This is a genomic window from Duganella sp. BJB476 (assembly GCF_003416895.1).
Taxonomy (GTDB): domain Bacteria; phylum Pseudomonadota; class Gammaproteobacteria; order Burkholderiales; family Burkholderiaceae_D; genus Rugamonas.
The window spans coordinates 361,918-385,586 of the sequence record NZ_QVIO01000003.1 but is presented as its reverse complement, the minus strand read 5'-3'; the positions used below and the strand labels follow the sequence as shown (position 1 = coordinate 385,586).

Below are 23,669 nucleotides of genomic sequence, written 5' to 3'. Positions count from 1 at the left end.
AAATTCGGGACGACATTTGGGCAACTACAAGAAGCTACGATAGCACGCCGCCGCCAAATCGGTGGGGCAGGGTTCCATTAAAAAAGCCCCGCGGCACTGAACGCGCTCAAGAGCGCGCTCGGTGCCGGCGGGGCTTTTTGGTGTGGCTATCCGCTGCGGTTAGCGGCGGGTGTCTACCTGGACCAGCGGCTCGTCATTTTGCGGTGGCAGCGGCTTGCGTTCGCGTGGAACGCGGGCCGGTGCTACCGCGTTGGCGGCTGCTTCCTGCGCGGCGCGCAGCTTGGCTGGATCGGTGGCTGCCAGCGTCAGGCCGGCGGAGCCGAGCACTGCTTGCAGGTCGATCGGGGCCGATGGTGCGACCGGCGCTGGTGCTGGTGCCGGAGCGGCGACCGGTGCAGGCGCTGCGGCGACCGGAGCGACTGGCTCGGCAACCACTGGCGCTGCAACTGGAGCTGGCGTTGGAGCAGGTGCCGGTGCTGCTGCGACCGGCGCGGCTTCCACCACGACTGGTGCGGCAACTTCCGCCACCACGGCCGGCGCTTCCGCGACGACTGGCTCGGCCACTGGCGCTTCGACCGGCGCTGCTGGTGCTTCCACCACGACAGCTACTGGCTCGGCGACGACTGGTGCGGCTTCAACGACAGGTGCGGCCACTACGGCTGCGGCGACAGGTTCGACAACAGGCGCTTCAACGACTGGCGCTGGTTCCGGCGTCACGACTGCTGCGACGACTGGCTCTGCGGCCGGTGCTTCGGCAACCACTGGCGCGGCGGCGACTGGCGCAACCACGGCCGGTGCTTCCACCGCGACGGCTGCTGCCGGAGCAACTGCTGCCTCGGCGGCTGGTGCGCTGAAGCTCAGGGCGATCTGCTCGCCTTGCTCACCAGCTTCACCTGCTGCCGATTCCTGGCCTTCCGCGCCTTCGACACCTTCGCTACCGTCACGGTCGCGACGATTGCGGTTGCGGCCACCACGACGACGACGACGACGCGGCTCTTCACCGTCCACCGCTGCTTCGTTTTCATCACCTTCCGGGCCGGTGCTCGGCGCGGTTTTCAGGATGCTGGTGGTTGCTTCGGTTACCGGGCCGGTCGACGGCACGCCGACGTTCAGCGCCAACTCTTCAACCTTGGCTTCGACTGGAGCTTTCTCGCCGCGTGGTTCACGCGGAGGACGCGGGGTACGCTCGGCGCGCTCCGGACGTTCTGCGCGTTCGCGTGGCGCCTGGCCTTCTGCTGCCTGGTTTTCACGCGGTTCGCGTGGCTCGCGCGGTGGACGCGGTGGGCGTGCCGGACGGCCATTGGCGTCGGTTGCCTTCGCTTCGTCCGCCGCCGGACGGGCTGCGCCTGGTTCGCGCTCTTCGCGCTCTTCGCGCTCGCCGCGGCCTGCGCCCTTGCCGTTACGGTTGCGGCCACGTGGGCCACGCGCGTTGCGGTCGCCACGGTCGCCGGACGGTGCCTTGACCACGATGGTCGGCTGCTGCGGCAGGGCCGTCGGCGCCGGTTTCGGGCTCAGGAAGCTGAACAGCTTGGCGAAGAAACCTTGCTCGGCCGGCGCTGGCACTGGGGCCGGCGCTGGCTTGATGACGGTTTCGGTCGGCTTGCGCTCGACCAGCGGTGCAGGCTGGTCAGGGGTGATGGTCTTGACCATGGCTTCCTGGCGCGGCTTGGCTTCTTCCTTCTGGCGCTTGCTGTAGGCCATGTCGGTTTCGGCTTGCTCGGCCAGCGAATAGCTCGCCTGGCTTTCTTCCAGACGCGGATCGTCGTGCTTGATGCGCTCCAGCTTGTAGTGCGGGGTTTCCAGGTGCTTGTTCGGCACCAGGATGATGCTGATGCGGTGACGGGTCTCGATCTTCAGCACTTCGCCGCGCTTTTCGTTCAGCAGGAAGGCCGCCACGTCCACCGGAACCTGCACGTGGATGGTGGCCGAGTTTTCCTTCATCGCCTCTTCCTGGATGATGCGCAGGACTTGCAGGGCCGACGATTCGGTGTCGCGGATATGGCCGGTGCCGGAGCAGCGCGGGCAGGTCACGTGCGAACCTTCCGACAGCGACGGACGCAGGCGCTGACGCGACAGTTCCATCAGGCCGAAGCGGGAAATCTTGCCCATCTGAACGCGGGCGCGGTCGTGGTGCAGCGCGTCTTTCAGGCGCTGTTCGACTTCGCGCTGGTTCTTGGCCACTTCCATGTCGATGAAGTCGATCACGATCAGGCCGCCCAAGTCGCGCAGGCGCAGCTGGCGGGCCACTTCTTCAGCGGCTTCGCAGTTGGTGTTGAAGGCGGTGGTCTCGATGTCCGAACCGCGGGTGGCGCGGGCCGAGTTGACGTCGACCGAAACCAGGGCTTCGGTGTGGTCGATCACGATGGCGCCGCCCGATGGCAGCGGCACGGTGCGGCTGTACGCGGTTTCGATCTGGTGTTCGATCTGGAAGCGGGAGAACAGCGGCACGTCGTCGCTGTAGCGCTTCACGCGGTGCACCATGTCCGGCATCACGTGGCTCATGAACTGGTGAGCTTGTTCGTAGATGTCGTCGGTGTCGATCAGGATTTCGCCGATGTCAGGCTGGAAGTAATCGCGGATGGCGCGGATCACCAGCGACGATTCCTGGTAGATCAGGAATGCGCCCGATGCCGACTTGCCGGCGCCTTCGATCGCGCGCCACAGTTGCATCAGGTAGTTCAAGTCCCACTGCAGTTCGTCGACGTTGCGGCCGATACCTGCGGTGCGGGCAATCACCGACATGCCTGGCGGCAAGTCCAGCTTGTCCATGGTTTCGCGCAGTTCCTGGCGCTCTTCACCTTCGACACGGCGGGATACACCACCACCGCGCGGGTTGTTCGGCATCAGGACCAGATAGCGGCCGGCCAGCGAGACGAAGGAGGTCAGGGCGGCGCCTTTGTTGCCGCGCTCTTCCTTTTCCACCTGGACCATGATTTCCTGGCCCTCGCGCAGCGCTTCCTTGACGGAGGCGTTACGGACATCCACACCTTCGCGGAAGTAAGTGCGTGCTACTTCCTTGAAAGGCAGGAAACCGTGGCGATCTTCGCCGTAGCTGACGAAGCAAGCTTCCAGCGACGGCTCGATGCGGGTGATCACGCCTTTGTAGATGTTGGATTTGCGCTGTTCGCGGCCGGCGGTTTCGATGTCGATATCGATCAGTTTCTGACCGTCGACGATCGCTACGCGCAGTTCTTCTTGCTGCGTAGCATTAAACAACATGCGTTTCATTTTTATTAACTCCGCGACCCGTAGGTCATCTCTGTGCCGCTCGGTTTCTTAGGACCGAGGCAGCGTGGTACAGGGATATACGCGAGAATTAATGTGATTGCGGTGGGTATGCCCATCCTGTGCGGCGCAGCAACGCGGACGAAACCGTTCGCATTGCGGCCGCAACTGGGCGCATGAGGTCGATCGACATGCCGAGTGCTCGCATCACCTGCAACTCATCCATGCGGCCCCTAACGGACGGCAGAGAAATGCAGGCGGTGAGCAACGTCGTTGAGAGCCAAATCCTGACCAGGCTTACGTACTACAAGTATTGCAACTTCGGTAACCAGGCTTGTTTCAGCCTTCCGTCGAGCTTGCAGCAAAGCATGGGGTTTGGCGAAAACGGCAAGCGTTATCAACTTCATCAACCGGCCAGCTCGACACTAAGACCGAGCTGGCCGGACTTTATCCTTACAATCCAACCATATTAATTCAGCATCCCCGCTGACATCCGATTACAACAACGGTGCAACCTTGATTCCGGCAGGGGTGGTGCGTATACATTTTTTCCTCTGAATTTGCAATTTGGCGAGGCCAGTGGAGACGCCCCTGTGTAAAATGTGCTTTTATTCTTACACTTGCAGCAGATGGAACCGCAGCGAAACAATTATATATTCAAAATGAAGGACTTAGAGAGATTTCTGGGAAGACAGAGCAAATGAAGCAACAAAAAGATGTTATCCCACCTTCAACACCCCAGGATGTTCCGCTCCAAGCGCAATTCGTCACCATTACTGAAGAAGAAGCCGGTCAGCGTATCGACAACTACCTATTGCGTGTTTGCAAAGGTGTGCCGAAGAGCCACGTCTACCGCATTCTGCGCTCGGGGGAGGTGCGGGTTAACAAAGGACGCATCGATCAGATGTACCGTCTGGTACAGGATGATGTCGTCCGTATTCCACCGATCCGCATCGCCGAGAAGGCCGACACCACCCACGTGCCGGCCGCTGAATTCAAGGTGATTTTCGAGGATGCCCACCTGCTGGTGATCGACAAGCCGGCCGGCGTGGCCGTGCACGGCGGTTCCGGCGTGTCCTTCGGCGTGATCGAGCAGCTGCGCGCATCCCGCCCGGACGCCAAGTTCCTGGAGCTGGTGCACCGCCTGGACCGCGACACCTCCGGCTTGCTGTTGTTGGCGAAGAAACGTTCGGCGCTGACCAACCTGCACGAGCAGATGCGCGACGGCCATACCGACAAGCGTTACCTGACGATGGTGGCGGGCGACTGGAAAAATGCGCGCCAGCACGTCAAGCTGCCGCTGCACAAATACACCACGGCCGACGGCGAGCGCCGCGTGGCCGTGCAGGCCGAGGGCATGCCGTCGCACACGGTATTTTCGCTGCTGAAGAAATTCAAGGACTTTGCCCTGCTGGAAGCCGAACTGAAGACCGGACGCACCCACCAGATCCGTGTCCATCTGTCATCTTCCGGCTTCGCCATCCTAGGTGATGACAAATACGGCGATTTCGCCTTGAACCGCGTTTTGCTGAAAGCCGACGCCACGCGCGGCGCGCTCAAGCGCATGTTCCTGCACGCCCATCAGATTACCTTTACCCATCCAGATTCCGGCAAAATCATGACGCTGAACGCGCCATTGGCTGCCGAATGTGAGCGATTCTTGGTAAGCTTGGGGAAACCTCTTAACTAATCGCAAATATTATTGAAGGAGCCGGCCCGCGGTAGCAGGCCGGAACACATGGCAAGAAAGCAATTTGATTTAATCGTCTTCGATTGGGATGGAACGTTGATGGATTCAACGTCAACGATCGTGAAGTGCATACAGGCGGCGGCCCGGGACTTGTCCCTGCCGATACCCCGCGACGACGTTGCCGCCCATGTGATCGGCCTCGGCCTGCATGAAGCCATGCAGGCGGTGTTGCCGGAGATCGATCCGTCCTACTATCCGCGCATGGTGGAACGTTACCGCTATCACTTCCTGTCGCGCGATCACGAGCTGACCCTGTTCCCCGGCGTGCACGACATGCTGACGGAGCTGTCGCAAAACGGCTATTTTCTGGCGGTGGCCACCGGCAAGAGCCGGGTCGGCCTGAACCGCGCCATGAACGACGTCAAACTATTGTCCATGTTTGACGCCACCCGTTGTGCGGACGAAACCTTCTCCAAGCCCCATCCCGCCATGTTGCAGGAGTTGACGCGGGAATTGGGGCAGGATATGCGCCGTACCGTGATGATCGGCGATACTTCGCATGACTTGCTGATGGCGAACAATGCCGGCGCGTCCGCCATCGCGGTGCAATACGGCGCCCATCCGGTCGACCAGCTGGCGGCCTGCAACCCGCTGTACTCGGCCGCCACGGTGGCCGAGCTGCATCAATGGTTGAGCGAGCACGCGTAATGGCTGACGAAGATATCCTGATCTGCGCCGCCGACGCCGTGCTGGAGGGCGGCAAGGGCGTGCGCTTCCTGGTGACCGCCGGTGGCGACGACGGCACCGGTTTCGTGGTGCGCTACGGCGGCAAGGCGTATGCCTACCTGAATCGCTGCGCCCACGTGCCGATCGAACTGGACTGGGCCGAAGGCGAGTTCTTCGAGTCCAGCGGGCTGTACCTGATGTGTTCCACGCACGGCGCGATCTATGCGCCGGAAAGCGGTTTCTGCGCCGGCGGGCCATGCAAAGGCGGACGTTTGCGCCCGATCAGCGTCGTAGAGCGCGATCAGCAGATTTTCTGGCAACCGGATGACTACGTGCGCCCCGCGCGCGCCTGACTGATATTAGACGAGAACTATGAGCGATAACACTAGCGAAAATGGCGGTAACGGCGCCGAAAAACCAGCATCGGCGCCTCCTGCGCCGGTCAAGGCGCCCGTCGCCGCGTCCAATTGGGAGCGCGAGGTGCTGGAAAAGCTGGTGTTTGCCACGCTCAAGGAGCAAAAGGCGGCGCGCCGCTGGGGCATCTTCTTCAAGGCCGTGACCTTGCTGGTGATCGTGGTCGGGCTGAGCGCCTACCTCGACATCAGCTGGACCGGTTCGGAGGAAACCCTGGGCCGCCACACTGCGCTGATCGAGATCGAAGGCGCGATCGAGTCCGAAGGCAGCGGCGCCGCCTCGGTGGTGATTCCCGCACTGAACAAGGCGTTTTCCGACAGCGGCTCGGTGGCGGTGGTGATGCACATCAATAGTCCAGGCGGCAGCCCGGTGCAGGCCGGCATGATCGTCGACGAGATGGTGCGCCTGCGCAAGGGCTATCCGGCCAAGCCGCTGTACGTGGTGGTCGATGAAATCTGCGCCTCCGGCTGTTACTACATCGCCGCCGGCGCCGACCGCATCTACGTCAACAAGGCCAGCATCATCGGCTCGATCGGCGTGCTGATGGACGGCTTCGGCTTCACCGGCATCATGGAAAAAGTCGGCGTCGAGCGCCGCCTGCTGACCGCCGGCGAGAACAAGGGCTTTATGGACCCGTTCAGCCCGCTGACCGAAAAGCACAAGCAATACGCGCAAACCATGCTCAACGAGATCCACCAGCAGTTCATCCAGGTGGTGCGCAACGGCCGCGGCAAGCGCCTGAAGGAAACCCCTGAGATGTTCTCCGGCCTGTTCTGGACCGGCGCCAAGTCCATCGACATGGGTCTGGCCGACGCCTTCGGCACGGTCGACAGCGTGGCGCGCGACGTGGTCAAGGCCGAAGACATCATCGACTACACCCAGCATGAAGGCTTGCCGGAACGCGTGTTGAAGAAATTCGGCGCGGCGATGGGCGCCGGCGCGGTCAAATCGGCGATGGATAACGTCAAGCCCAGCCTGCGCTGAGCAGGCGGGGAGGCAGGCTGGCCGTTAGTCGTAGTGATAGCATCACTGGACTACCGATTAACATTATCAATCCAGCCTTATTCAAGCTTGCATATCCGACCCAGTGGACTATAGTGGTGTTGTAGTTCTTTCCAAGGGGGGCCGATATAAACAGTTTATCTTGTTGTCAGCACGATCTTGTTCAGTTTGATGGAACTACTCAGCTGCATCATTGATGCGGAGTAGAGAGAATTTCGATTCCTCGTAAAGAGTCCTGTAATGGGGCTGAAAACAGCGGCGCAATGCCGCTGTTTTCAATTGCGGCGTCGCTTTGCGCGAAGCCGCCGGCGTCCAGCCAGGCCAGGAAGTGCGCCTGGCGGGCGGCATGCCACCGTTCCAGCGCCCCCCCGGGTGTGTCGGTGGGCGGCGTGCAGCTGCTGCAACGCGCCAGCAGCAGTTCGGTTCTGTGCATGGCGGCCTGTTCTTGCGCCGCTGTTGTAACGGAGAGTGAGGTAGACATGGTAAGTCCTGCTGAGCTTTCCTAATGCACTAGGCGGATTCCTAGTGCAGTTTCAGTCTATCAATGGATTTGGCGCGGGACTTGATATGTATCAAGGTTGTTGACTATCTAGAATGAATGCTGCGCCGCAACAAGTTGCGCCTTCCCGCTGCCAGCGGCATCCTGTAAAATCCGGCCATGAGTAAACTATCCCTAGACCGCATCCTGCAATCGCAGGGCTATGGCACCCGCAAGTATTGCCGCTCCCTCATCGAGGATGGCGAAGTCAGCATCGGCGGCGTCGTGCACGACAACTACAAAGCCAGCATCGAGACCGATGGCCTGGTGCTGACCATCTTCGACGAAGAATGGGTCTACCGCGAACACCTGTACATCGCGCTCAACAAACCGGCCAATTTCGAATGCTCGCGCAAGCCCAGCCACCATCCCGGCGTGCTGACCCTGCTGCCCGAGCAGTTCAGCTGGCGCGAAGTGCAGCCGGTCGGCCGCCTCGACCATGACACCACCGGCATGCTGCTGATGTCGGACGACGGCCCGTTCATCCACGCGCAATCGTCGCCCAAGCGCCATGTGCCGAAGATTTACCAGGCCACCACGCAGGAAGCGGTGACCGACGAGCTGGTGGCGCAATTGCTGTCCGGCGTGCAGCTGCACGACGAGCCGGCCCCGCTGGCGGCGCAGACCTGCGTCAAGCGTGGCGAGCACCAGCTGGAAATCGTGCTGGAGCAGGGCAAGTACCACCAGGTCAAGCGCATGCTGGCGGCCGCCGGCAACCATTGCAGCGCCTTGCATCGCTCCGCCATCGGCGCGCTGACGCTGGAGTCGCTGGGCATCGCCGAGGGCGAGTGGTGCTACCTGACGGCGGAACAACTGGCATTGTTGGCTCCCGCCTTGGCGCCCGCCGCATGAAGCTGGCAACGCTGAAGGACGGCACCCGCGACGGCCAGCTGATGGTGGTGTCGCGCGACCTGAAGACCGCGCAACTGGCCGACGGCGTGGCGCGCACCCTGCAGCGCGCGCTGGACGACTGGACTTTCATCGCGCCGCAGCTGGATGCCATCTACCAGGAACTGAGCCAGGGCCGCGCCCGCCGCAGCTTCGAGTTCGAGCCGGCGAACTGCATGGCGCCGCTGCCGCGCGCCTTCCAGTGGGCCGACGGCTCGGCCTACGTCAACCACGTCGAGCTGGTGCGCAAGGCGCGCGGCGCCGAGCTGCCGCCGTCGTTCTGGGAAGATCCGCTGATGTACCAGGGCGGCAGCGACGATTTCCTCGGCCCCCAGGATGACATCGAACTGTTCCACGAGGAGTGGGGCATCGATTTCGAGGCCGAAGTGGCGGTCATCACCGACGACGTGCCCATGGGCGTGACGCCGGACCAGGCGCACCAGCGCATCCGCCTGCTGATGCTGGTCAACGATGTGTCGCTGCGTAACCTGATTCCGGACGAGCTGGCCAAGGGCTTCGGCTTCGTCCAGGCCAAGCCGGCCACCAGCTTCTCGCCGGTGGCGGTCACGCCGGACGAGCTGGGCGACGCCTGGAAGGGCGGTAAGGTCCACTTGCCGCTGCTGTCGACCTGGAACGGCAAGCTGGTCGGCAAGCCGCAGGCCGGCGTCGACATGGTGTTCAACTTCCCGCAACTGATCGCCCACCTGGCCAAGTCGCGCAATGTGCGGGCCGGCAGCATCATCGGCTCGGGCACGGTGTCCAACAAGGACGCCAAGCGCGGCTATTCCTGCATCGCCGAGCAGCGCTGCCTGGAAACCATCGCCGGCGGCGCGCCGCTCACGCCCTACATGGCGTTCGGCGACACCATCCGCATCGAAATGCTGGGCGGCGACGGCAAATCCGTGTTCGGCGCCATCGAGCAGGCCGTCAAGCAGGCCGTCACCGAGCCGAGCGGCCGGAAATTGCCGTAAGGAATCTACGAGCAGGGCCGGAAATACCGCCGTATTCCGGCGATGGCCCGGTCCTGCCGCGGCCGATAATGGCACTGTCGAGATAAACCCCGCAGCAGGCAGATTCCATGGCAGAAGACAGCGACGCAGAAAAGACCGAACCCGCGTCAGCGAAGCGCCTCGAGCAGGCGCGAGAAGAGGGCGACGTTCCCCGATCGCGGGAAGTGGCGACCTTTACCGTATTGATGGCGGCCGGCGCCGGCTTGTGGATGACCGGCGACGGGCTGGTACGCCAGCTCAATTCCGCCCTGGTGTCCGGCCTGACCTTGAACCAGGAACAAATCTTCGATGCCGACATCCTGCTCAACCGCATCGGGGTCGATGTGGTGCGGGTGATGCTCGCCTGCCTGCCGCTGGGCATCGCGGTGATGATCGTCGCGCTGGCCTCGCCATTGCTGGTGGGCGGCTGGCTGTTCAGCGGCAAGGCGGTCGCGCCCAACTTCAACAAACTCAATCCCGCCAACGGCCTCGGCAATATGTTCTCGTCCAACTCGCTGGTCGAGCTGTTCAAGGCGGTGGCCAAGGCGCTGGTGGTCGGCATGGTGGCCTGGCTGGTGGTGATGAAGCAGAAGGACGCCGTGATCGGCCTGGCGGTGGAGCCGCTCAAGCTGGGCATGACGCACACGCTCAACATGCTGGGCAGCAGCTTCCTGTTCATCGTCGGCGCGCTGGGCCTGATCGCCGCCATCGACGGTCCCTACCAGATGTGGCACTACGCGAACAAGCTGAAGATGACCCGCCAGGAGCTGATCCAGGAATCCAAGGAATCCGACGGCAATCCGCAAATCAAGGCCAAGATCCGCCAGCTGCAGCGTGAGATGGCCAAGCGCCGCATGATGGCCGACGTGCCGACCGCCGACGTGGTGGTGACCAACCCGACCCACTACGCGGTGGCGCTGAAGTACAGCGACGGCATGCGCGGCGCGCCGAAGGTGGTGGCCAAGGGCACCGACGAAGTGGCCGCCAAGATCCGCGAGATCGCCAAAGAGAACAAGGTGATCATGCTGGAAGCGCCGGCGCTGGCGCGCGCGCTGCACAAGCACACCGAGATCGGCGACGAGATTCCGGAAGCGCTGTACTCGGCCGTGGCCGAAGTGCTGGCCTATGTGTTCCAGCTGCGCCTGTTCAGCAAGGGCAACGGCAACCGCCCGGATATACCGAAGACACTCGATGTGCCGCCTGAGCTCGATCCGCTCAACCCCGCATCGCAAAAGAAGAAACCCGACTTGAATAACGGAGCACCCGCATGAACGCCCTGAGCAACCTGAAACTGCCGCCATGGCTGCAAGGCATCGCCAACAGCCGCAACAAGAGCAGCCTGGCCGCGCCTATCCTGATCATCATGCTGCTGGCGATGATGGTGCTGCCGCTGCCGGCTTTCGTGCTCGACATCTTCTTCAGCTTCAATATCGCGCTGGCGGTGATCGTGCTGCTGACCAGCCTGTACACGGTCAAGCCGCTGGACTTCATGGCCTTCCCGACCATCCTGCTGGTGTCGACCATGCTGCGTCTGTCGCTGAACGTGGCCTCGACCCGCGTGGTGCTGACCGAGGGCCACACCGGCGCCGACGCCGCCGGCAAGGTGATCGAGGCCTTCGGCCACTTCCTGATCGGCGGTAACTACACGGTCGGTATCGTGGTGTTCATTATTTTGACGATCATTAACTTTACCGTGGTGACGAAGGGTGCGGGCCGTATCGCCGAGGTGGGCGCGCGTTTCGCCCTGGATGCGATGCCGGGTAAGCAAATGGCGATCGACGCCGACCTCAACGCCGGCCTGATCGGCGAGGCAGACGCCCGCAAGCGCCGCAGCGAAGTGGCGCAGGAAGCGGAATTCTATGGCGCCATGGACGGTGCCAGTAAATACGTGCGCGGCGACGCCGTGGCCGGCATCCTGGTCACGGTGATCAACGTGGTCGGCGGCTTGCTGGTCGGCCTGCTGCAGCACGACCTGACCTTTGCCGACGCGCTGAAGAACTACACGCTGCTGGCCATCGGTGACGGCCTGGTGGCGCAGATCCCGTCGCTGGTGATTTCGACCGCGGCCGGTATCGTGGTGTCGCGCGTGGCTAGCGAGCAGGACATCGGCACCCAGGTGGTGGGGCAGTTGTTCGCCAAGCCGCAGGTGCTGTACATTACCGCCGCCATCATCGGCGGCATGGGCCTGATTCCGGGCATGCCCAACCTGGTGTTCCTGCTGCTGGCGAGCGTGCTGGCCGGCTCGGCCTACCTGATGACGCGCAAAGCCGAAGCCGGCAAGACCGCCGAAGTGGCGGCGGCTGAAGCGGCAGCCGCGCCGGCCGCCGCGCCGGAGCAGGAAGAGGCCAGCTGGCAGGACATCATGCCGGTCGATACGCTGGGCCTGGAAGTGGGCTATCGCCTGATCCCGCTGGTGGACAAGACCCAGGGCGGCGAGCTGCTCAAGCGTATCAAGGGCATCCGCAAGAAGTTCGCGCAGGAGGTGGGTTTCCTGGCGCCGCCGGTGCACATCCGCGACAATCTGGAATTGAAGCCGTCGGCCTACCGCATCACGCTCAAGGGCGTGGAAGTGGGCACGGGCGAGGCTTTCAACGGCCAGTTCCTGGCGATCAATCCGGGCATGGCCAGCGGCACCTTGCCGGGCATGGTGACCACCGATCCGGCCTTCGGCCTGCCCGCCACCTGGATCGACGCCAATCTGCGCGACCAGGCGCAGGGCATGGGCTACACGGTGGTCGACGCCGGCACGGTGGTGGCGACCCATTTGAATCACCTGATCACGACCCATGCTTCCGAGCTGCTGGGCCGGGCCGAGGTGCAGTCGCTGCTGGATCACCTGGGCAAGGATGCGCCCAAGCTGGTGGAAGACCTGGTGCCGAAGATGGTGTCGCTGTCGACCTTGCAGAAGGTCTTGCAGAACCTGCTGATGGAAGGCGTGCACATCCGCGACATGCGCTCCATTATCGAGACGCTGGCCGAGCATGCCGTGCACACGCAGGATCCGAGCGACCTGACGGCGCTGGTGCGCATCTCGCTGGGCCGCGCCATCGTGCAGCAGCTGTTCCCCGGCGCCAGCGAGCTGTCGGTGATGACCCTGGACAATCGCCTGGAACGCTTGCTGATGCAGGCGCTGGCGGCCAGCGGTCCGGACGGCGCCGGCATCGAGCCGGGGCTGGCCGACACCATCGCCCAGCAGGCGCAGCAGGCGGCGCAGCAGCAGGAGGCGCTGGGCCTGACGCCGGTGCTGCTGGTGCCGGGCCCGCTGCGGGCCTTGCTGTCGCGCTTCCTGCGCCGCGCCTTGCCGCAGCTGAAGGTGCTGTCGCATGCCGAGATCCCGGAGACCAAGACCATCCGCGTGACGGCGCTGGTGGGCCAGCAGCCGGCATAAGTTTGAGCGGATCGCGCATGCATCCATGCGGGCGGCCTAGACTGCTCGCATGGATGACGACGATTTCGATACGCCGTGGAAGGACGTGCTCATGCAGCACTTTCCGGAGTTCATGGCGTTCTACTTCCCCCTAGCGCATGCCGCGATCGACTGGTCGCGGCCGCATACTTTTCTCGACCAGGAATTTTCCGCGCTGGCTGGCGATGCCGAACTCGGTAAGTGCTTGCTGGACAAGCTGGTCAGTGTGTACCTGCGCAATTGGGACAGGCAGCGTATTATTAATTTATATCGGGTGATCGACTGGATCATGCGCTTGCCGCAAGCGTTGGGGGCGCGGCCGATGTGTCCCAACTTCTGGCCTGGGCTAAAAACTTCGTCAGCGCCGCTACGCTGGACGAGGTTTTTCGCGACAACTAAGCCGCCTCGGCCGCAATGGCGAAATGCGGCCCATTTGCCCCCCTGTTCGTCGGATCGTTTCCAGAGTGCATCGTCAATAATGGCACTGTCAGAGTAAAGGCGTCTCATCCGGAAGACGCACTGCTCGACTTAGACTCCTGAGAGCCGGCCATGAACGTCAAAAAATTTACCGCACCGACTTCCCGCGAGGCGCTGCGCAAAGTGCGCGAATCGCTCGGCCCCGACGCCGTGATCCTGTCCAACCGCCAGGCCGATGGCGGCGTTGAAATCCTCGCCCTCGCCAACGACGATGCCGCCTCGCTGGCCATGCCGGCGCCGCACTCGCCGATGGCTGAACCAGCGCCGTCGCTCGACCTGAGCACCGCCGTGCCGCAAGGCCGCGCCGATCAGCGTCAAGAGCCACGCCTGGAACAGCGCATGGAGCCGCGCTTCGAATCGAACACCCCAGCCCCAACCCCGGCGCCAGCCGCCCTGCCAGCGCAACCGGTGCGCCGTGTAGTGGCGTCCGCCGCGTCGTTCGCCAGCGTCACCAAGGCCGCAGCCGCCGCGCCGGCGCCGGCCCCGGTTCAGGCCCAGGCTGCACTGGACGTCGACCAGATCGCCGCCATGGTCAGCGCCGCCATCGCCAGCGCCAAGCAGAACGCCGCCGCCGAAATGCAGGGCATGATGAGCGAAATCCGCGCCATGCGCGGCATGATGGAAACCCAGCTGGCCGAAATCTCCTGGGGCACCACGCAAGCGCGCGAGCCGCAGAAAGCCGCCGTGCTGCGCGAGATGCTGGCGGCCGGCTTCTCGGCCAGCCTGGCGCGCTACCTGATCGAAAAACTGCCGGCCAACCGCGACGCCGCCGACAGCCTGCGCTGGATCAAGAACGTCCTGACCCGCAACCTGCAAACCATGGCCAACGAAGACGCGCTGATCGAACAGGGCGGCGTGTTCGCGCTGGTCGGCCCGACCGGCGTCGGCAAGACCACCAGCACCGCCAAGCTGGCCGCGCGCTGCGTGATGCGCCACGGCCCGGACAAGCTGGCCCTGATCACCACCGACGCCTACCGTATCGGCGCCCACGAACAGTTGCGCATCTACGGCAAGATCCTCGGCGTGATGGTGCACTCGGTGAAGGACGAAGCCGACCTGCGCATCGCCTTGAAGGAATTGAAGAACAAGCACACGGTGCTGATCGACACGGTCGGCGTCAGCCAGCGCGACCAGATGGTCACCGAACAGGTGTCGATGCTGCAAGGCGCCGGCTCCGACGTCAAGCGCCTGCTGTGCCTGAACGCCACGGCCACCCAGGAAACCCTGAACGAAGTGGTGCGCGCCTATCAGGGCAGCGGCCTGGCCGGCTGCATCATGACCAAGCTGGACGAAGCGGCCGCCATCGGCAACGTGCTCGACGTGGTGATCCGCCAAAAACTCAATCTGTTCTATGTGTCGAACGGCCAGCGCGTGCCGGAAGACCTGCACCTGGCCGATCCGGCCTACCTGATCGACCGCGCTTTCAAATTGAAACGCGATGTCGTCAACACCCAGTACCTGGACGCCGAACTGCCGCTGCTGATGAGCAACGGCCAGCACGAGCAAGCAATGCGCGAGGTGCACCTTGGCTAATTTCGATTTCGACCAGGCGGAGGGACTGCGCCGCATGCTGGCGGGGCCCAAGCCCCGCATCGTCACCTTCCTGTCGGCCACGCCGCAGGACGACAAGGGCGCCATGCTGGTCAACCTGGGCGCCTCGCTGGCGCGCGCCGGCAACGACGTGCTGCTGGTGGACGCCTGCGCCAGCGCCCACGGCGTGGCCTCGCGCCTGGGCGTGGACGGCGGCGCCAGCCTGCTCGACGTGGCGCGCCAGGAATGCGCGTTGAACCAGGTGATCCACCAGGTGCCGCAAGGCTTCGCTGTGGCGTCGATGACACGCGGCGTGGCGCGCAGCGGCCCGGACGAGACGCGCCGCCTGGCCAAGGCCTTCGACGTGCTGGCCAAGCAGACCGGCATCGTCATCGTCGACGGCGAGTTCGACGGCGTGGCCTTCCCGGTGCCGGTCATGGCCAGCTCGGAAATCGTGGTGCAGGTATCGAATAGCGCTACCTCGATCAAGGCCGCGTACAGTATGATCAAGCGCCTGAACCAGGAGCTGGGTCGCCGGCCGTTTGGAATTCTGGTCACCGGGGCTTCCGAATCGGAAGCAAAGGTGGTATACGATAATATGGCACAGGCAGCTAGCCGATACCTGGCGGTGAACCTTGTTTCGATGGGGTCGGTGCCGGCGGATGAATACCTGCAACGCGCGGCACGCTTGGGGCGTGCGGTGGTCGATGCGTTTCCGCTGGCCGGGGCTTCGGTCGCGTTTCGTCAACTGGCGGGGCGCTTCGCGCTGGCCGGCTCGCCATCTTTCCGTTAAGGGAGCATCACAATTTTAGCGCTTAATCAATAATAAACGGCTATGTACACGGTCAAAGGGAAAGTGGACAAGGATTCTTTACTGACGGAGCATATGCCGTTGGTGAAGCGCTTGGCCCATCACATGAAGGCGAAACTGCCGCCCAGCGTCGAAGTCGACGATCTGGTGCAAGCCGGGATGATCGGCCTGCTCGACGCCATCAGCCGTTACGAGGATACCCATGGCGCCCAGTTCGAAACCTATGCCGTGCTGCGCATCCGCGGCGCCATGCTGGACGAGCTGCGCAACAGCGACTGGCTGCCGCGCTCGATGCGCCAGAACATGCGCAAGATCGAAACCGCGATGAGCACGCTGCAGCAGCGCCTCGGCCATCCGCCGACCGAGTCGGAAGTGGCCAAGATGCTCAAGCTGTCGCTGGCCGACTATCAGGAAATGCTGTCCGACGGCGGCGGCCACCAGCTGGTGTACTACGAAGATTTTCACGACGACGACGGCAACGACAGCTTCCTCGACCGTTACTGTTCGGACGAGGAGAGCGATCCGTTGCGCTCGCTGCTGGATGGCGACTTCCGCCAGGCCGTGATCGACGCCATCGACGCCTTGCCGCCGCGCGAAAAGATCCTGATGGGGCTGTACTACGAAGAGGAGCTCAACTTGAAAGAAATCGGCGCCGTGATGGGCGTATCGGAATCGCGCGTATCGCAGCTGCATACGCAGGCCGTGGCGCGCTTGCGCGCCTCACTTCGGGAGCGGTCTTGGACTGGGCCAGCGTAGCCGGGGTGCTGCTGGCGCTGGCCGGCATCGTCGTCGGCCAGACGCTGGAGGGCGGCAAGCTGGCGTCGCTGCTGCAGCCGGCGGCGTTCGCGATCGTCGTGGTCGGCACGTTCGGCGCGGTGCTGTTGCAGACCAAGTTCCAGACCTTCGTGCGCGGCCTGCGCATGCTGCGCCTGGTGTTCGCGCCGCCGGCCGACACCCGCGTGCTGCTGGCGCGCGACATCAACGCCTGGAACCTGGCGGCGCGCCGCGACGGCCTGCTGTCGCTGGAGCGCTATATGCTCGCCTCCAAGGACAAGTTCAACATCAAGGGCTTGCGCCTGATCGTCGACGGCATCAATCCCGACAAGCTGCGCCAGATCCTCGACACCGAAATCACCGCCTATGAAACGGAAGAACGCCAGGCGGTGCGCATCTGGGAATCGGCGGCCGGCTATTCGCCCACCATCGGCATCCTGGGCGCGGTGCTGGGCCTGATCCATGTGATGGAAAACCTCACCGATCCCAGCAAGCTCGGTTCCGGCATCGCCGTGGCCTTCGTCTCGACTATCTACGGCGTCGGCCTGGCCAACCTGTTCTTCTACCCGATCGCCAACAAGCTCAAGGCCATCGTCACGCAGGCCGTGCACCAGCAGGAAATCGCCGCCGCCGTGTTCTACGACATCGCCACCGGCGACCACACGCGCGTCATCGACGAGCGCATCGCCACGCTGCTGCGGGAACACTGACATGCAGAACCGGCGCGCCCGCAGGAAGTTCGACGACGAACCGGAGAACCACGAGCGCTGGCTGATCTCCTACGCCGACTTCATCACGCTGCTGTTCGCCTTCTTCGTCGTCATGTACGCGATTTCCGTGGTCAATATCGGCCGCTACAAGGTGCTGTCGGTGGCGCTGGGCGACGCCTTCGGCGGCGCCGGTTCGGCCAAGCCGGTCAACACCGAAGTGCCCAACCTGCCGATCCCCAATCCCAACCTGCGGCGCCACGCCGAATTGCTGCGCAAGGAAAAAACCCAGATGACCAAGCTGGCGCAGGACTTGTTGTCCACGCTGGCGCCCCTGGTCAAGGAGGGCAAGGTGCGCGTCACGCAAAACAGTCGCGGCGTCAGCGTCGAGATCAATGCCTCGGTGCTGTTCGATCCGGGCGAGGCGCGGCTGACCAACGAATCGACCGAAGCGCTGCGCGCCGTCGCCGGCCTGCTGAAAAACGACGATCACAAGGTGCAGGTCGAAGGCCACACCGACAACCAGCCTATCCGCAACACGCTGTTCCCGTCCAACTGGGAACTGTCGGCGGTGCGCGCCAGCAGCGTGGTGCGCTTGTTCATCGACGCCGGCGTGGCGCCGGAACGCCTGACGGCGGTGGGCTTCAGCTCGAACGTGCCGGTGGCGCCGAACGACAACCCGATCGGCCGCGCGCGCAATCGCCGCGTGGCGGTCACGATCTTGTCCGGTATCCCGGATACGGTAACGGAAGTGCCGACGCAGGCGCCGGCGCAGTAATCAGCCGGCCAGGAAGCCGCGGCTGCGGGGCAGGGAAGTGGACAGGCCGCCAGGGCCGTAGAAGTTGTTCGCGCCCGCCGATTGCGGACGCAGCGCTTGCAGCGCTCCTTGCGTGTGGTTCATTTGCTTGTTGATCAGCATGCCGTTGATGCGGTTCAGTTCCTTAGCTTCGCGGGCGTGTTGCTGCAGTGCCTGCCACAGGACGGAAGCTTCGGCGGCGTCGGCGCCGCTGGCGGCAACCCAGGCATCCATGCCGGCTTCCTCGGCCGGGTAGCCGGCCTTGCCCAAGGCGCGGTGGCGCTGGGCCGACAACAGGGTCATCTGCGTGACCAGTGCCGATTTCTTCGTGGTGACCGCCGTCAGGCCGTCGATTTCCGCCGCCACCAGATGTTGCTGCTCCTGTTTCAAAACGCCCAGCAGGGTCGTCATGATGTGTTCTTCTTCGCGCAGGCTGTTCAGCGGGGTAGCGGTTGACATGGTAGACCTATCGTTTGCGAGAGTGCAGCAGATCCTTGACTGTATCCAGCAAGCCATCCGCTACTTTTTCCGAGTTGACCTGGAACTGACCGTCGGCTATTGCCAGCTTGATGCGCTCGACTTTTTTGGTGTCGAACACGGCGTTGGCGCCGCCGGCCGCACTGGCCGCCAATGCCTGGCCTTGCGGCGACAGGCGCACGTTGTCGGACGTTGCAGGCGTCGCCGGGGCTGCCGCCTTGTCTGCGCCGCGCGCAGTCGAGGTGGAAGCCGGAGTCGACGACGGCAAGCCGGTCGTGCTCTTCAATGTATCGTTAATTTTCACAGCATTATCCTTCTCTGGTAGGAGTACGAAACTCCGGGATCTGAGTATGTAACGGCGGCTGACGCCAAAACTTTAGCGTTGCCGTACCTCAAGACCCCTGGCGTTCGATCAAAACGCCACCTCCACCAGCCCGCCTGCCTTGGCGATCCCCGTGATTTGTTGCCCACCGGAAGTTTTTACCTGGACTACCTGGCCGTCGCCCGCCGTGCTCATGGCGCGCGCCTCGGCCGACACGCTGAAACCGTTGCCGCTGGAAACCAGCCGCACCAGCTGGCCGGACTGCACCACCGGCTTGCTGCGCAGCGTATCGAGGCGCAGCGGCGTGCCCGGCGGCAGTGAAATATTGGTGCTGCGGCCGATCACCTGGCCCATGTCGGTGGCTATCCCGGCCGGCAATGTTGTCAGATCGCCCTTCAGGGTCACCAGCTGGCCGGCCTCGATGGCCTGGCCCTGGGCCAGCGGCGCGGCGCTGGCGATGTATTCGCCGACCACGGTGACGGTGGCCTGGATATAGATCGTCCAGGCCGCCGGCGCCACGCAGCGCACGCCGACCGTGGTCTTGCCCCAGGCGCGTGCGCCGGGCATGAAGAAGGCTTGCGGATCGGGGCAGGCGGCCAGGTTCATGCGCGGATCGACGGCGCCGACGGCGACCGTGACCTGGCCGGGCAGGCCGCCGCTTTGTACTTGCAGGAACTGTTCGACGCTGCGCTTGAGCGCGGCCGCGTCTTGGCGCAGGGGCGCGGCTTGCTGAGCCTGAGTCTGGGCCGCCGGCAGCAGGGCCAGCAGGGCGGCAGTGATGAGCAGTCGTTTCATGGTGTGAGAGTCCCCTTCAATATTGCCATCATAGTTTGGCGGCCTGGACTTGAAGCCTTGAATAGGACCGAAAAGCGCTGTCTTATCGCTCGATGGTTACCACCGGCAACTCCGTATCATCGATCCTGTCATAACAAGTACGTCCATTGGGAGCTGCCATGGTTGGGAAACTCGACGATTATCTGCGCTTTAACGAAGCCGCGCTGGGCCTGCGCTCTCAGCGGCAGAGCGTGCTCGCTTCGAATATCGCCAACGGCGATACGCCCAACTACAAGGCACGCGACATCGATTTCTCCAGCGCCATGCAGGCCGCGCTGGACAAGGCCAGCCCGAGCGCCAACGCCACGCTGAAGACCACCGCCAGCAAGCATTACCCCAACCCTCAACAAGACGGCACCAGCATGGCGGACGGCACGCCGCTGCTGTACCGCGGCGTGGTGCAGGGCGCGGTCGACGGCAACACGGTCGACATGGACGTCGAGCGCAACCAGTTCGCCGACAACGCCATCCGCTACGAGGCCGGCATCACCGCAATCAACGCCCAGATCAAGAACATGATGGCGGCGATACAGGGAGGTAACTGATCATGTCGCTGTTTAATATTTTCAATGTTTCAGGTTCGGCCATGAGCGCCCAGGCGCAACGGCTCAACGTGGTGGCCTCCAACCTGGCCAATGCCGACAGCGCCACCAGCGCCAGCGGCGAGGCCTACCGCGCGCGCCAGGTGGTGTTCGAAGCGACCACGCCGGCCGACGGCGGCGCCTCGACCGGGGTGCGGGTCAAGCAGGTAGTGGAAGACCAGTCGCCGATGAAGCAGATGTACGATCCCAGGCATCCGATGGCGGACGACAAGGGCTACGTGACCATGCCCAACGTGAACGTGGTGGACGAGATGGTCAACATGCTGTCGGCCTCACGTTCCTACCAGACCAACGTCGAGACCATGAACGCGGCCAAGACGCTGCTGCTCAAAACCCTGACCATCGGCCAGTAATTTTTAAGAGGCAATCATGACTATCAGCTCAGTGATCGACACGCCGGTAACGGCGGCGCTCAACACCACCAGCAACACCAGCAGTTCCAGCACCAGCACGTCCAACGACATCGGCGCGGACCAGGACAAGTTCATGAAGCTGCTGGTCACGCAGCTGCAGAACCAGGACCCGCTGAACCCGATGGACAACGCGGCCATGACCAGCCAGCTGGCCCAGCTGTCGACGGTGACCGGCATCAACAAGGTCAACGCCACGCTGGAATCGCTGCGCACCGACCAGGCCGCGTCGCAATCGCTGACCGCCACCAACCTGATCGGCAAGGGCGTGCTGGTGGCGGGCGCCGGCATTCAACTGTCGACCAGCACCGACGACGCCGGCAAAAGCACCAGCACCAGCGTGTTCGGCGTCGACCTGGCCTCGCCCGCCGAGAGCGTGACGATTTCGATCCAGGACAAGAGCGGCGCCACGGTGCGCACCATGAGCATGAAGAGCACCGACGTCGGCACCTACCCGATCACCTGGGACGGCACCACCGACGGCAAGACCGCCGCGCCGGCCGGCGCCTACACCTTCACCGTCAAGGCGGTGAGCGCCGGCAAGACGCTGACCGACTCGACCGCGCTGCAACTGGCGGCCGTGGCCAGCGTGTCGACCGGCAGCGGCGGCGTCAAATTGAATACCTCGCTCGGACAGTTCGCCATGTCCGATGTTAAAGAAGTTTTGTAACGCAGTTCACACGTCACACCTAGCATAGGGGAATACCATGTTCCAACAAGGACTTAGCGGCCTGAACGCAGCATCCAAATCGCTGGACGTTATCGGCAACAACATCGCCAACGCCAGCACGGTTGGCTTCAAGGGCTCGCAGGCGCAGTTTGCGGACCTGTACGCCAACTCGCTGAACGGCGTGTCGGGCAACAATCCCGGCATCGGTGTGACGACGGCCAAGTTGGCCCAGCAATTCACCCAGGGGAATATCGAGACCAGCAACAACCCGCTGGACATCTCGATCAACGGTGGCGGCTTCTTCCGCGAAGTGGTCAACGGCGCGGTGCAGTACTCGCGCAACGGCCAGTTCCACGAAGATAACACCCACACGCTGATCAATGCCCAGGGCGCGCAGCTGACCGGCTATCTGTCGAACTCGGCCGGAGTGATCCAGCTCGGCGCTCCGGTGCCGCTGACCCTGGACAAGTCCGACCTGACGCCGGTGCAAACCACCACCGCCAATTTCCAGTTGAACCTGAGCTCGGCCGAGAAGGTGCCGGCCACCATTCCGTTCGACGCCGGTGATCCGACCAGCTACAACAAGCAGACCGTGCTGAACGTGTACGACAGCCTGGGCACCTCGCACATCATGACGACCTACTACGTCAAGACCGACGCCAATACCTGGGACGTGTACGCCGCCGCCGACAACAAGGAAATCGTCTCGGCCGGCGTGGCCGCCGCGATCAACAGCGATCCGACTGTGGCCGCTGCCCGTTTGGCCTATAACGATCAGGTGCGCGCGACGCCGCCGGACCCGCTGCTCATCGCCCAGGCGGCGGGATCCTATGCGACCGCGGCCGGCGCCGTGATGACCACCGCCGCCAGCACCCCGCCCGCCGCAGCCTCGCAGGCGCAGCTGGATGCTCTGGCCGCCGCCATCACCGCGCTCGATCCGACCAGCAGCGGTTCCATCACCGGCATGACGCCGGATCAGATCAACGCCAAGCTGGCCGCCGCCATCACCGTGCCAGCCGTCAAGGCCGGTACGCTGCTGTTCACCAAGACCGGCGTGCTGGACCCGGAGGCGATGGCCTTGATGCAACCGACGCCGCAAACGCTGCCGTTTAATATCCAGCTGCCGATCTTCCCGGACACCGGCGCCCAGCAGCCGATGACGGTCGCCACCACCTTCGACAAGACCACCCAGTACGGCAGCGTCACCAACGACCTGGGTTCAGTGCAGAACGGTTACTCGGCCGGCTCGTGGCAGCGTTACGCCATCGACGCCAACGGCGTGATCCTGGGTCAGTACAGCAACGGCAAATCGCGCCCGATGGGACAGATCGCCATGGCGAACTTCTCCAGCGTCGACGGCCTGACTCCGCTGGGTAACAACGCTTGGGCGGAAAGCTCGGCTTCGGGCACGCCGCAGGTTGGGGTGCCGAACGCCGGCTCGATGGGCTCCTTGCGCGCCAGCTCGGTTGAAGTGTCGAATGTCGACCTGACGGCCGAACTGGTCAACATGATCACCGCGCAGCGCGTCTACCAGGCCAATGCGCAGACCATCAAGACCGAGGATTCGGTGTTGCAAACCCTCGTCAATCTCCGTTAATAGAGTAAGCCATGGACCGCCTGGTTTATACCGCGATGACAGGTGCGCGGCACGTGATGGATCAGCAAGCCACCGTTGCCAACAACCTGTCCAACGCCACCACCACCGGCTTCCGCGCGCAGCTCGATACGTTTCGGGCGGTGCCGGTGGTGTCGGACGGCTTGCAGACGCGCGCCTTCGTGGTCAACTCCACGGTGGGCGCGGACATGCGCGCCGGCCCGATCCAGACCACCGGCCGTGCGCTGGACATCGCGGTGCGCGACCAGGGCTGGATCGCGGTGCAGTCGGCCGACGGTTCGGAAGCCTATACCCGCAACGGCAGCCTGAAGGTCAGCGAGAACGGCCTGCTGCAAACCACCAGCGGCCAGACGCTGGTGGGCGACGGCGGCCCGATCGCCATCCCGCCCGACACCACGGTGATGGTGGCCGGCGACGGCACCGTCAGCACCATCTCCACCGATTTCAAGCCCGGCCCGGCCAATGTGCTGGGACGGATCAAGCTGGTCAACCCGGACCCCAAGGCCCTGGTGCGCGGCGACGACGGCCTGTTCCGGCAAGTCAGCGGCACGCCGGCCGACAACGACCCGGCGGTGCGCGTGGTCGACGGCGCGCTGGAGGGCAGCAACGTCAATCCGGTCGATTCCATGGTCAACATGATCAGCCTGGCAAGGCAGTTCGAGATGCAAATGAGTTTGCTGAAGAACGCCGAGAATAACGCCGCAAAAGCCACCCAGATCCTCGCTTTGAGTTGATGACCTCTCCCGCATAATGGTTGCGTGGGATG

The 23,669-nt window shown here is 63.6% G+C and carries 24 protein-coding genes; 19 read left to right on the top strand and 5 right to left on the bottom strand.

The window, feature by feature from the left end:
• Positions 1-159 precede the first annotated feature (159 nt).
• The gene (locus tag D0T21_RS15085; protein WP_116990426.1) at positions 160-3,228 is read right to left on the bottom strand and encodes an Rne/Rng family ribonuclease; all 3,069 of its coding nucleotides are present in this window, start codon (positions 3,226-3,228) and stop codon (positions 160-162) included.
• 697 nt (positions 3,229-3,925) lie between these two features.
• Between D0T21_RS15085 and D0T21_RS15075 the strand changes: the two genes are divergently transcribed.
• From D0T21_RS15075 to D0T21_RS15060, 4 genes are read left to right on the top strand one after another with little or no spacing between them, the layout of a single operon-like run.
• Entirely contained in the window at positions 3,926-4,915 is a 990-nt protein-coding gene (locus tag D0T21_RS15075) for an RluA family pseudouridine synthase (RefSeq protein WP_116990424.1), read from the top strand.
• Between the two features lie 48 nt (positions 4,916-4,963).
• Complete coding sequence (locus tag D0T21_RS15070) at positions 4,964-5,623, top strand: HAD-IIIA family hydrolase (protein WP_116990423.1); 660 nt, start codon at positions 4,964-4,966, stop codon at positions 5,621-5,623.
• Positions 5,623-5,994, top strand: a complete 372-nt coding sequence (locus tag D0T21_RS15065) for a Rieske 2Fe-2S domain-containing protein (RefSeq protein ID WP_020701587.1) — start codon at positions 5,623-5,625, stop codon at positions 5,992-5,994. The genes D0T21_RS15070 and D0T21_RS15065 overlap by 1 nt, the downstream gene beginning before the upstream one ends.
• 19 nt (positions 5,995-6,013) lie before the next feature.
• Positions 6,014-7,039, top strand: a complete 1,026-nt coding sequence (locus tag D0T21_RS15060) for a S49 family peptidase (protein WP_116990422.1) — start codon at positions 6,014-6,016, stop codon at positions 7,037-7,039.
• 208 nt (positions 7,040-7,247) lie between these two features.
• Here D0T21_RS15060 and D0T21_RS15055 read toward each other — a convergent pair whose 3' ends face one another.
• Entirely contained in the window at positions 7,248-7,538 is a 291-nt protein-coding gene (locus tag D0T21_RS15055; RefSeq protein ID WP_116990421.1) for a hypothetical protein, read from the bottom strand.
• 177 nt (positions 7,539-7,715) lie between these two features.
• Between D0T21_RS15055 and D0T21_RS15050 the strand changes: the two genes are divergently transcribed.
• From D0T21_RS15050 to motD, 10 genes are all read left to right on the top strand, one after another.
• Complete coding sequence (locus D0T21_RS15050; protein ID WP_116990420.1) at positions 7,716-8,447, top strand: pseudouridine synthase; 732 nt, start codon at positions 7,716-7,718, stop codon at positions 8,445-8,447.
• The gene (locus D0T21_RS15045) at positions 8,444-9,454 is read left to right on the top strand and encodes a fumarylacetoacetate hydrolase family protein (protein ID WP_116990419.1); all 1,011 of its coding nucleotides are present in this window, start codon (positions 8,444-8,446) and stop codon (positions 9,452-9,454) included. Before D0T21_RS15050 ends, D0T21_RS15045 begins: the two co-directional genes overlap by 4 nt.
• A 107-nt stretch (positions 9,455-9,561) precedes the next feature.
• A complete protein-coding gene (flhB, locus tag D0T21_RS15040) occupies positions 9,562-10,743 on the top strand; it encodes a flagellar biosynthesis protein FlhB (RefSeq protein ID WP_116990418.1) in 1,182 nt (393 codons plus the stop codon).
• Positions 10,740-12,860, top strand: a complete 2,121-nt coding sequence (gene flhA, locus D0T21_RS15035; protein ID WP_116990417.1) for a flagellar biosynthesis protein FlhA — start codon at positions 10,740-10,742, stop codon at positions 12,858-12,860. Before flhB ends, flhA begins: the two co-directional genes overlap by 4 nt.
• A 49-nt stretch (positions 12,861-12,909) precedes the next feature.
• Positions 12,910-13,374, top strand: coding sequence for a hypothetical protein (locus D0T21_RS32445; protein WP_229211482.1), 465 nt, complete (start codon positions 12,910-12,912; stop codon positions 13,372-13,374).
• 53 nt (positions 13,375-13,427) lie between these two features.
• Positions 13,428-14,888 carry a flagellar biosynthesis protein FlhF gene (gene flhF / locus D0T21_RS15025; protein WP_116990416.1) on the top strand — a complete coding sequence of 487 codons (1,461 nt, stop codon included), beginning with the start codon at positions 13,428-13,430 and terminating at the stop codon, positions 14,886-14,888.
• Positions 14,881-15,678, top strand: a complete 798-nt coding sequence (locus D0T21_RS15020; protein ID WP_116990415.1) for an antiactivator of flagellar biosynthesis FleN protein — start codon at positions 14,881-14,883, stop codon at positions 15,676-15,678. The genes flhF and D0T21_RS15020 overlap by 8 nt, the downstream gene beginning before the upstream one ends.
• A gap of 42 nt (positions 15,679-15,720) precedes the next feature.
• The gene (locus tag D0T21_RS15015) at positions 15,721-16,452 is read left to right on the top strand and encodes an RNA polymerase sigma factor FliA (RefSeq protein WP_116990414.1); all 732 of its coding nucleotides are present in this window, start codon (positions 15,721-15,723) and stop codon (positions 16,450-16,452) included.
• On the top strand, positions 16,434-17,180 hold the full coding sequence (locus tag D0T21_RS15010) for a flagellar motor protein (protein WP_116990413.1): 747 nt from the start codon (positions 16,434-16,436) through the stop codon (positions 17,178-17,180). The genes D0T21_RS15015 and D0T21_RS15010 overlap by 19 nt, the downstream gene beginning before the upstream one ends.
• A gap of 1 nt (position 17,181) precedes the next feature.
• Positions 17,182-17,955: a flagellar motor protein MotD gene (gene motD / locus D0T21_RS15005; RefSeq protein ID WP_116990412.1), complete on the top strand. Its 774-nt coding sequence runs from the start codon at positions 17,182-17,184 to the stop codon at positions 17,953-17,955.
• Here the strand turns inward: motD and D0T21_RS15000 are convergent, their stop codons facing one another.
• From D0T21_RS15000 to flgA, 3 genes are all read right to left on the bottom strand, one after another.
• Positions 17,956-18,432, bottom strand: a complete 477-nt coding sequence (locus D0T21_RS15000; protein WP_116990411.1) for a flagella synthesis protein FlgN — start codon at positions 18,430-18,432, stop codon at positions 17,956-17,958.
• A gap of 7 nt (positions 18,433-18,439) precedes the next feature.
• Positions 18,440-18,754, bottom strand: coding sequence for a flagellar biosynthesis anti-sigma factor FlgM (gene flgM, locus D0T21_RS14995; RefSeq protein WP_116990410.1), 315 nt, complete (start codon positions 18,752-18,754; stop codon positions 18,440-18,442).
• Between the two features lie 108 nt (positions 18,755-18,862).
• Complete coding sequence (gene flgA / locus D0T21_RS14990) at positions 18,863-19,567, bottom strand: flagellar basal body P-ring formation chaperone FlgA (protein WP_116990409.1); 705 nt, start codon at positions 19,565-19,567, stop codon at positions 18,863-18,865.
• 158 nt (positions 19,568-19,725) lie between these two features.
• On the opposite strand from flgA, the gene flgB reads away from it, so the two are divergent.
• From flgB to flgF, 5 genes are read left to right on the top strand one after another with little or no spacing between them, the layout of a single operon-like run.
• Positions 19,726-20,151, top strand: a complete 426-nt coding sequence (flgB, locus tag D0T21_RS14985; protein ID WP_116990408.1) for a flagellar basal body rod protein FlgB — start codon at positions 19,726-19,728, stop codon at positions 20,149-20,151.
• Positions 20,152-20,153: 2 nt separating this feature from the next.
• Positions 20,154-20,561 carry a flagellar basal body rod protein FlgC gene (flgC, locus tag D0T21_RS14980; RefSeq protein WP_116990407.1) on the top strand — a complete coding sequence of 136 codons (408 nt, stop codon included), beginning with the start codon at positions 20,154-20,156 and terminating at the stop codon, positions 20,559-20,561.
• 16 nt (positions 20,562-20,577) lie between these two features.
• The gene (locus tag D0T21_RS14975) at positions 20,578-21,288 is read left to right on the top strand and encodes a flagellar hook assembly protein FlgD (RefSeq protein WP_116990406.1); all 711 of its coding nucleotides are present in this window, start codon (positions 20,578-20,580) and stop codon (positions 21,286-21,288) included.
• 37 nt (positions 21,289-21,325) lie between these two features.
• Positions 21,326-22,885 carry a flagellar hook protein FlgE gene (locus D0T21_RS14970; protein WP_116990405.1) on the top strand — a complete coding sequence of 520 codons (1,560 nt, stop codon included), beginning with the start codon at positions 21,326-21,328 and terminating at the stop codon, positions 22,883-22,885.
• Between the two features lie 11 nt (positions 22,886-22,896).
• Positions 22,897-23,637 carry a flagellar basal-body rod protein FlgF gene (flgF, locus tag D0T21_RS14965; RefSeq protein WP_116990404.1) on the top strand — a complete coding sequence of 247 codons (741 nt, stop codon included), beginning with the start codon at positions 22,897-22,899 and terminating at the stop codon, positions 23,635-23,637.
• The last annotated feature ends 32 nt before the right edge of the window (positions 23,638-23,669 follow it).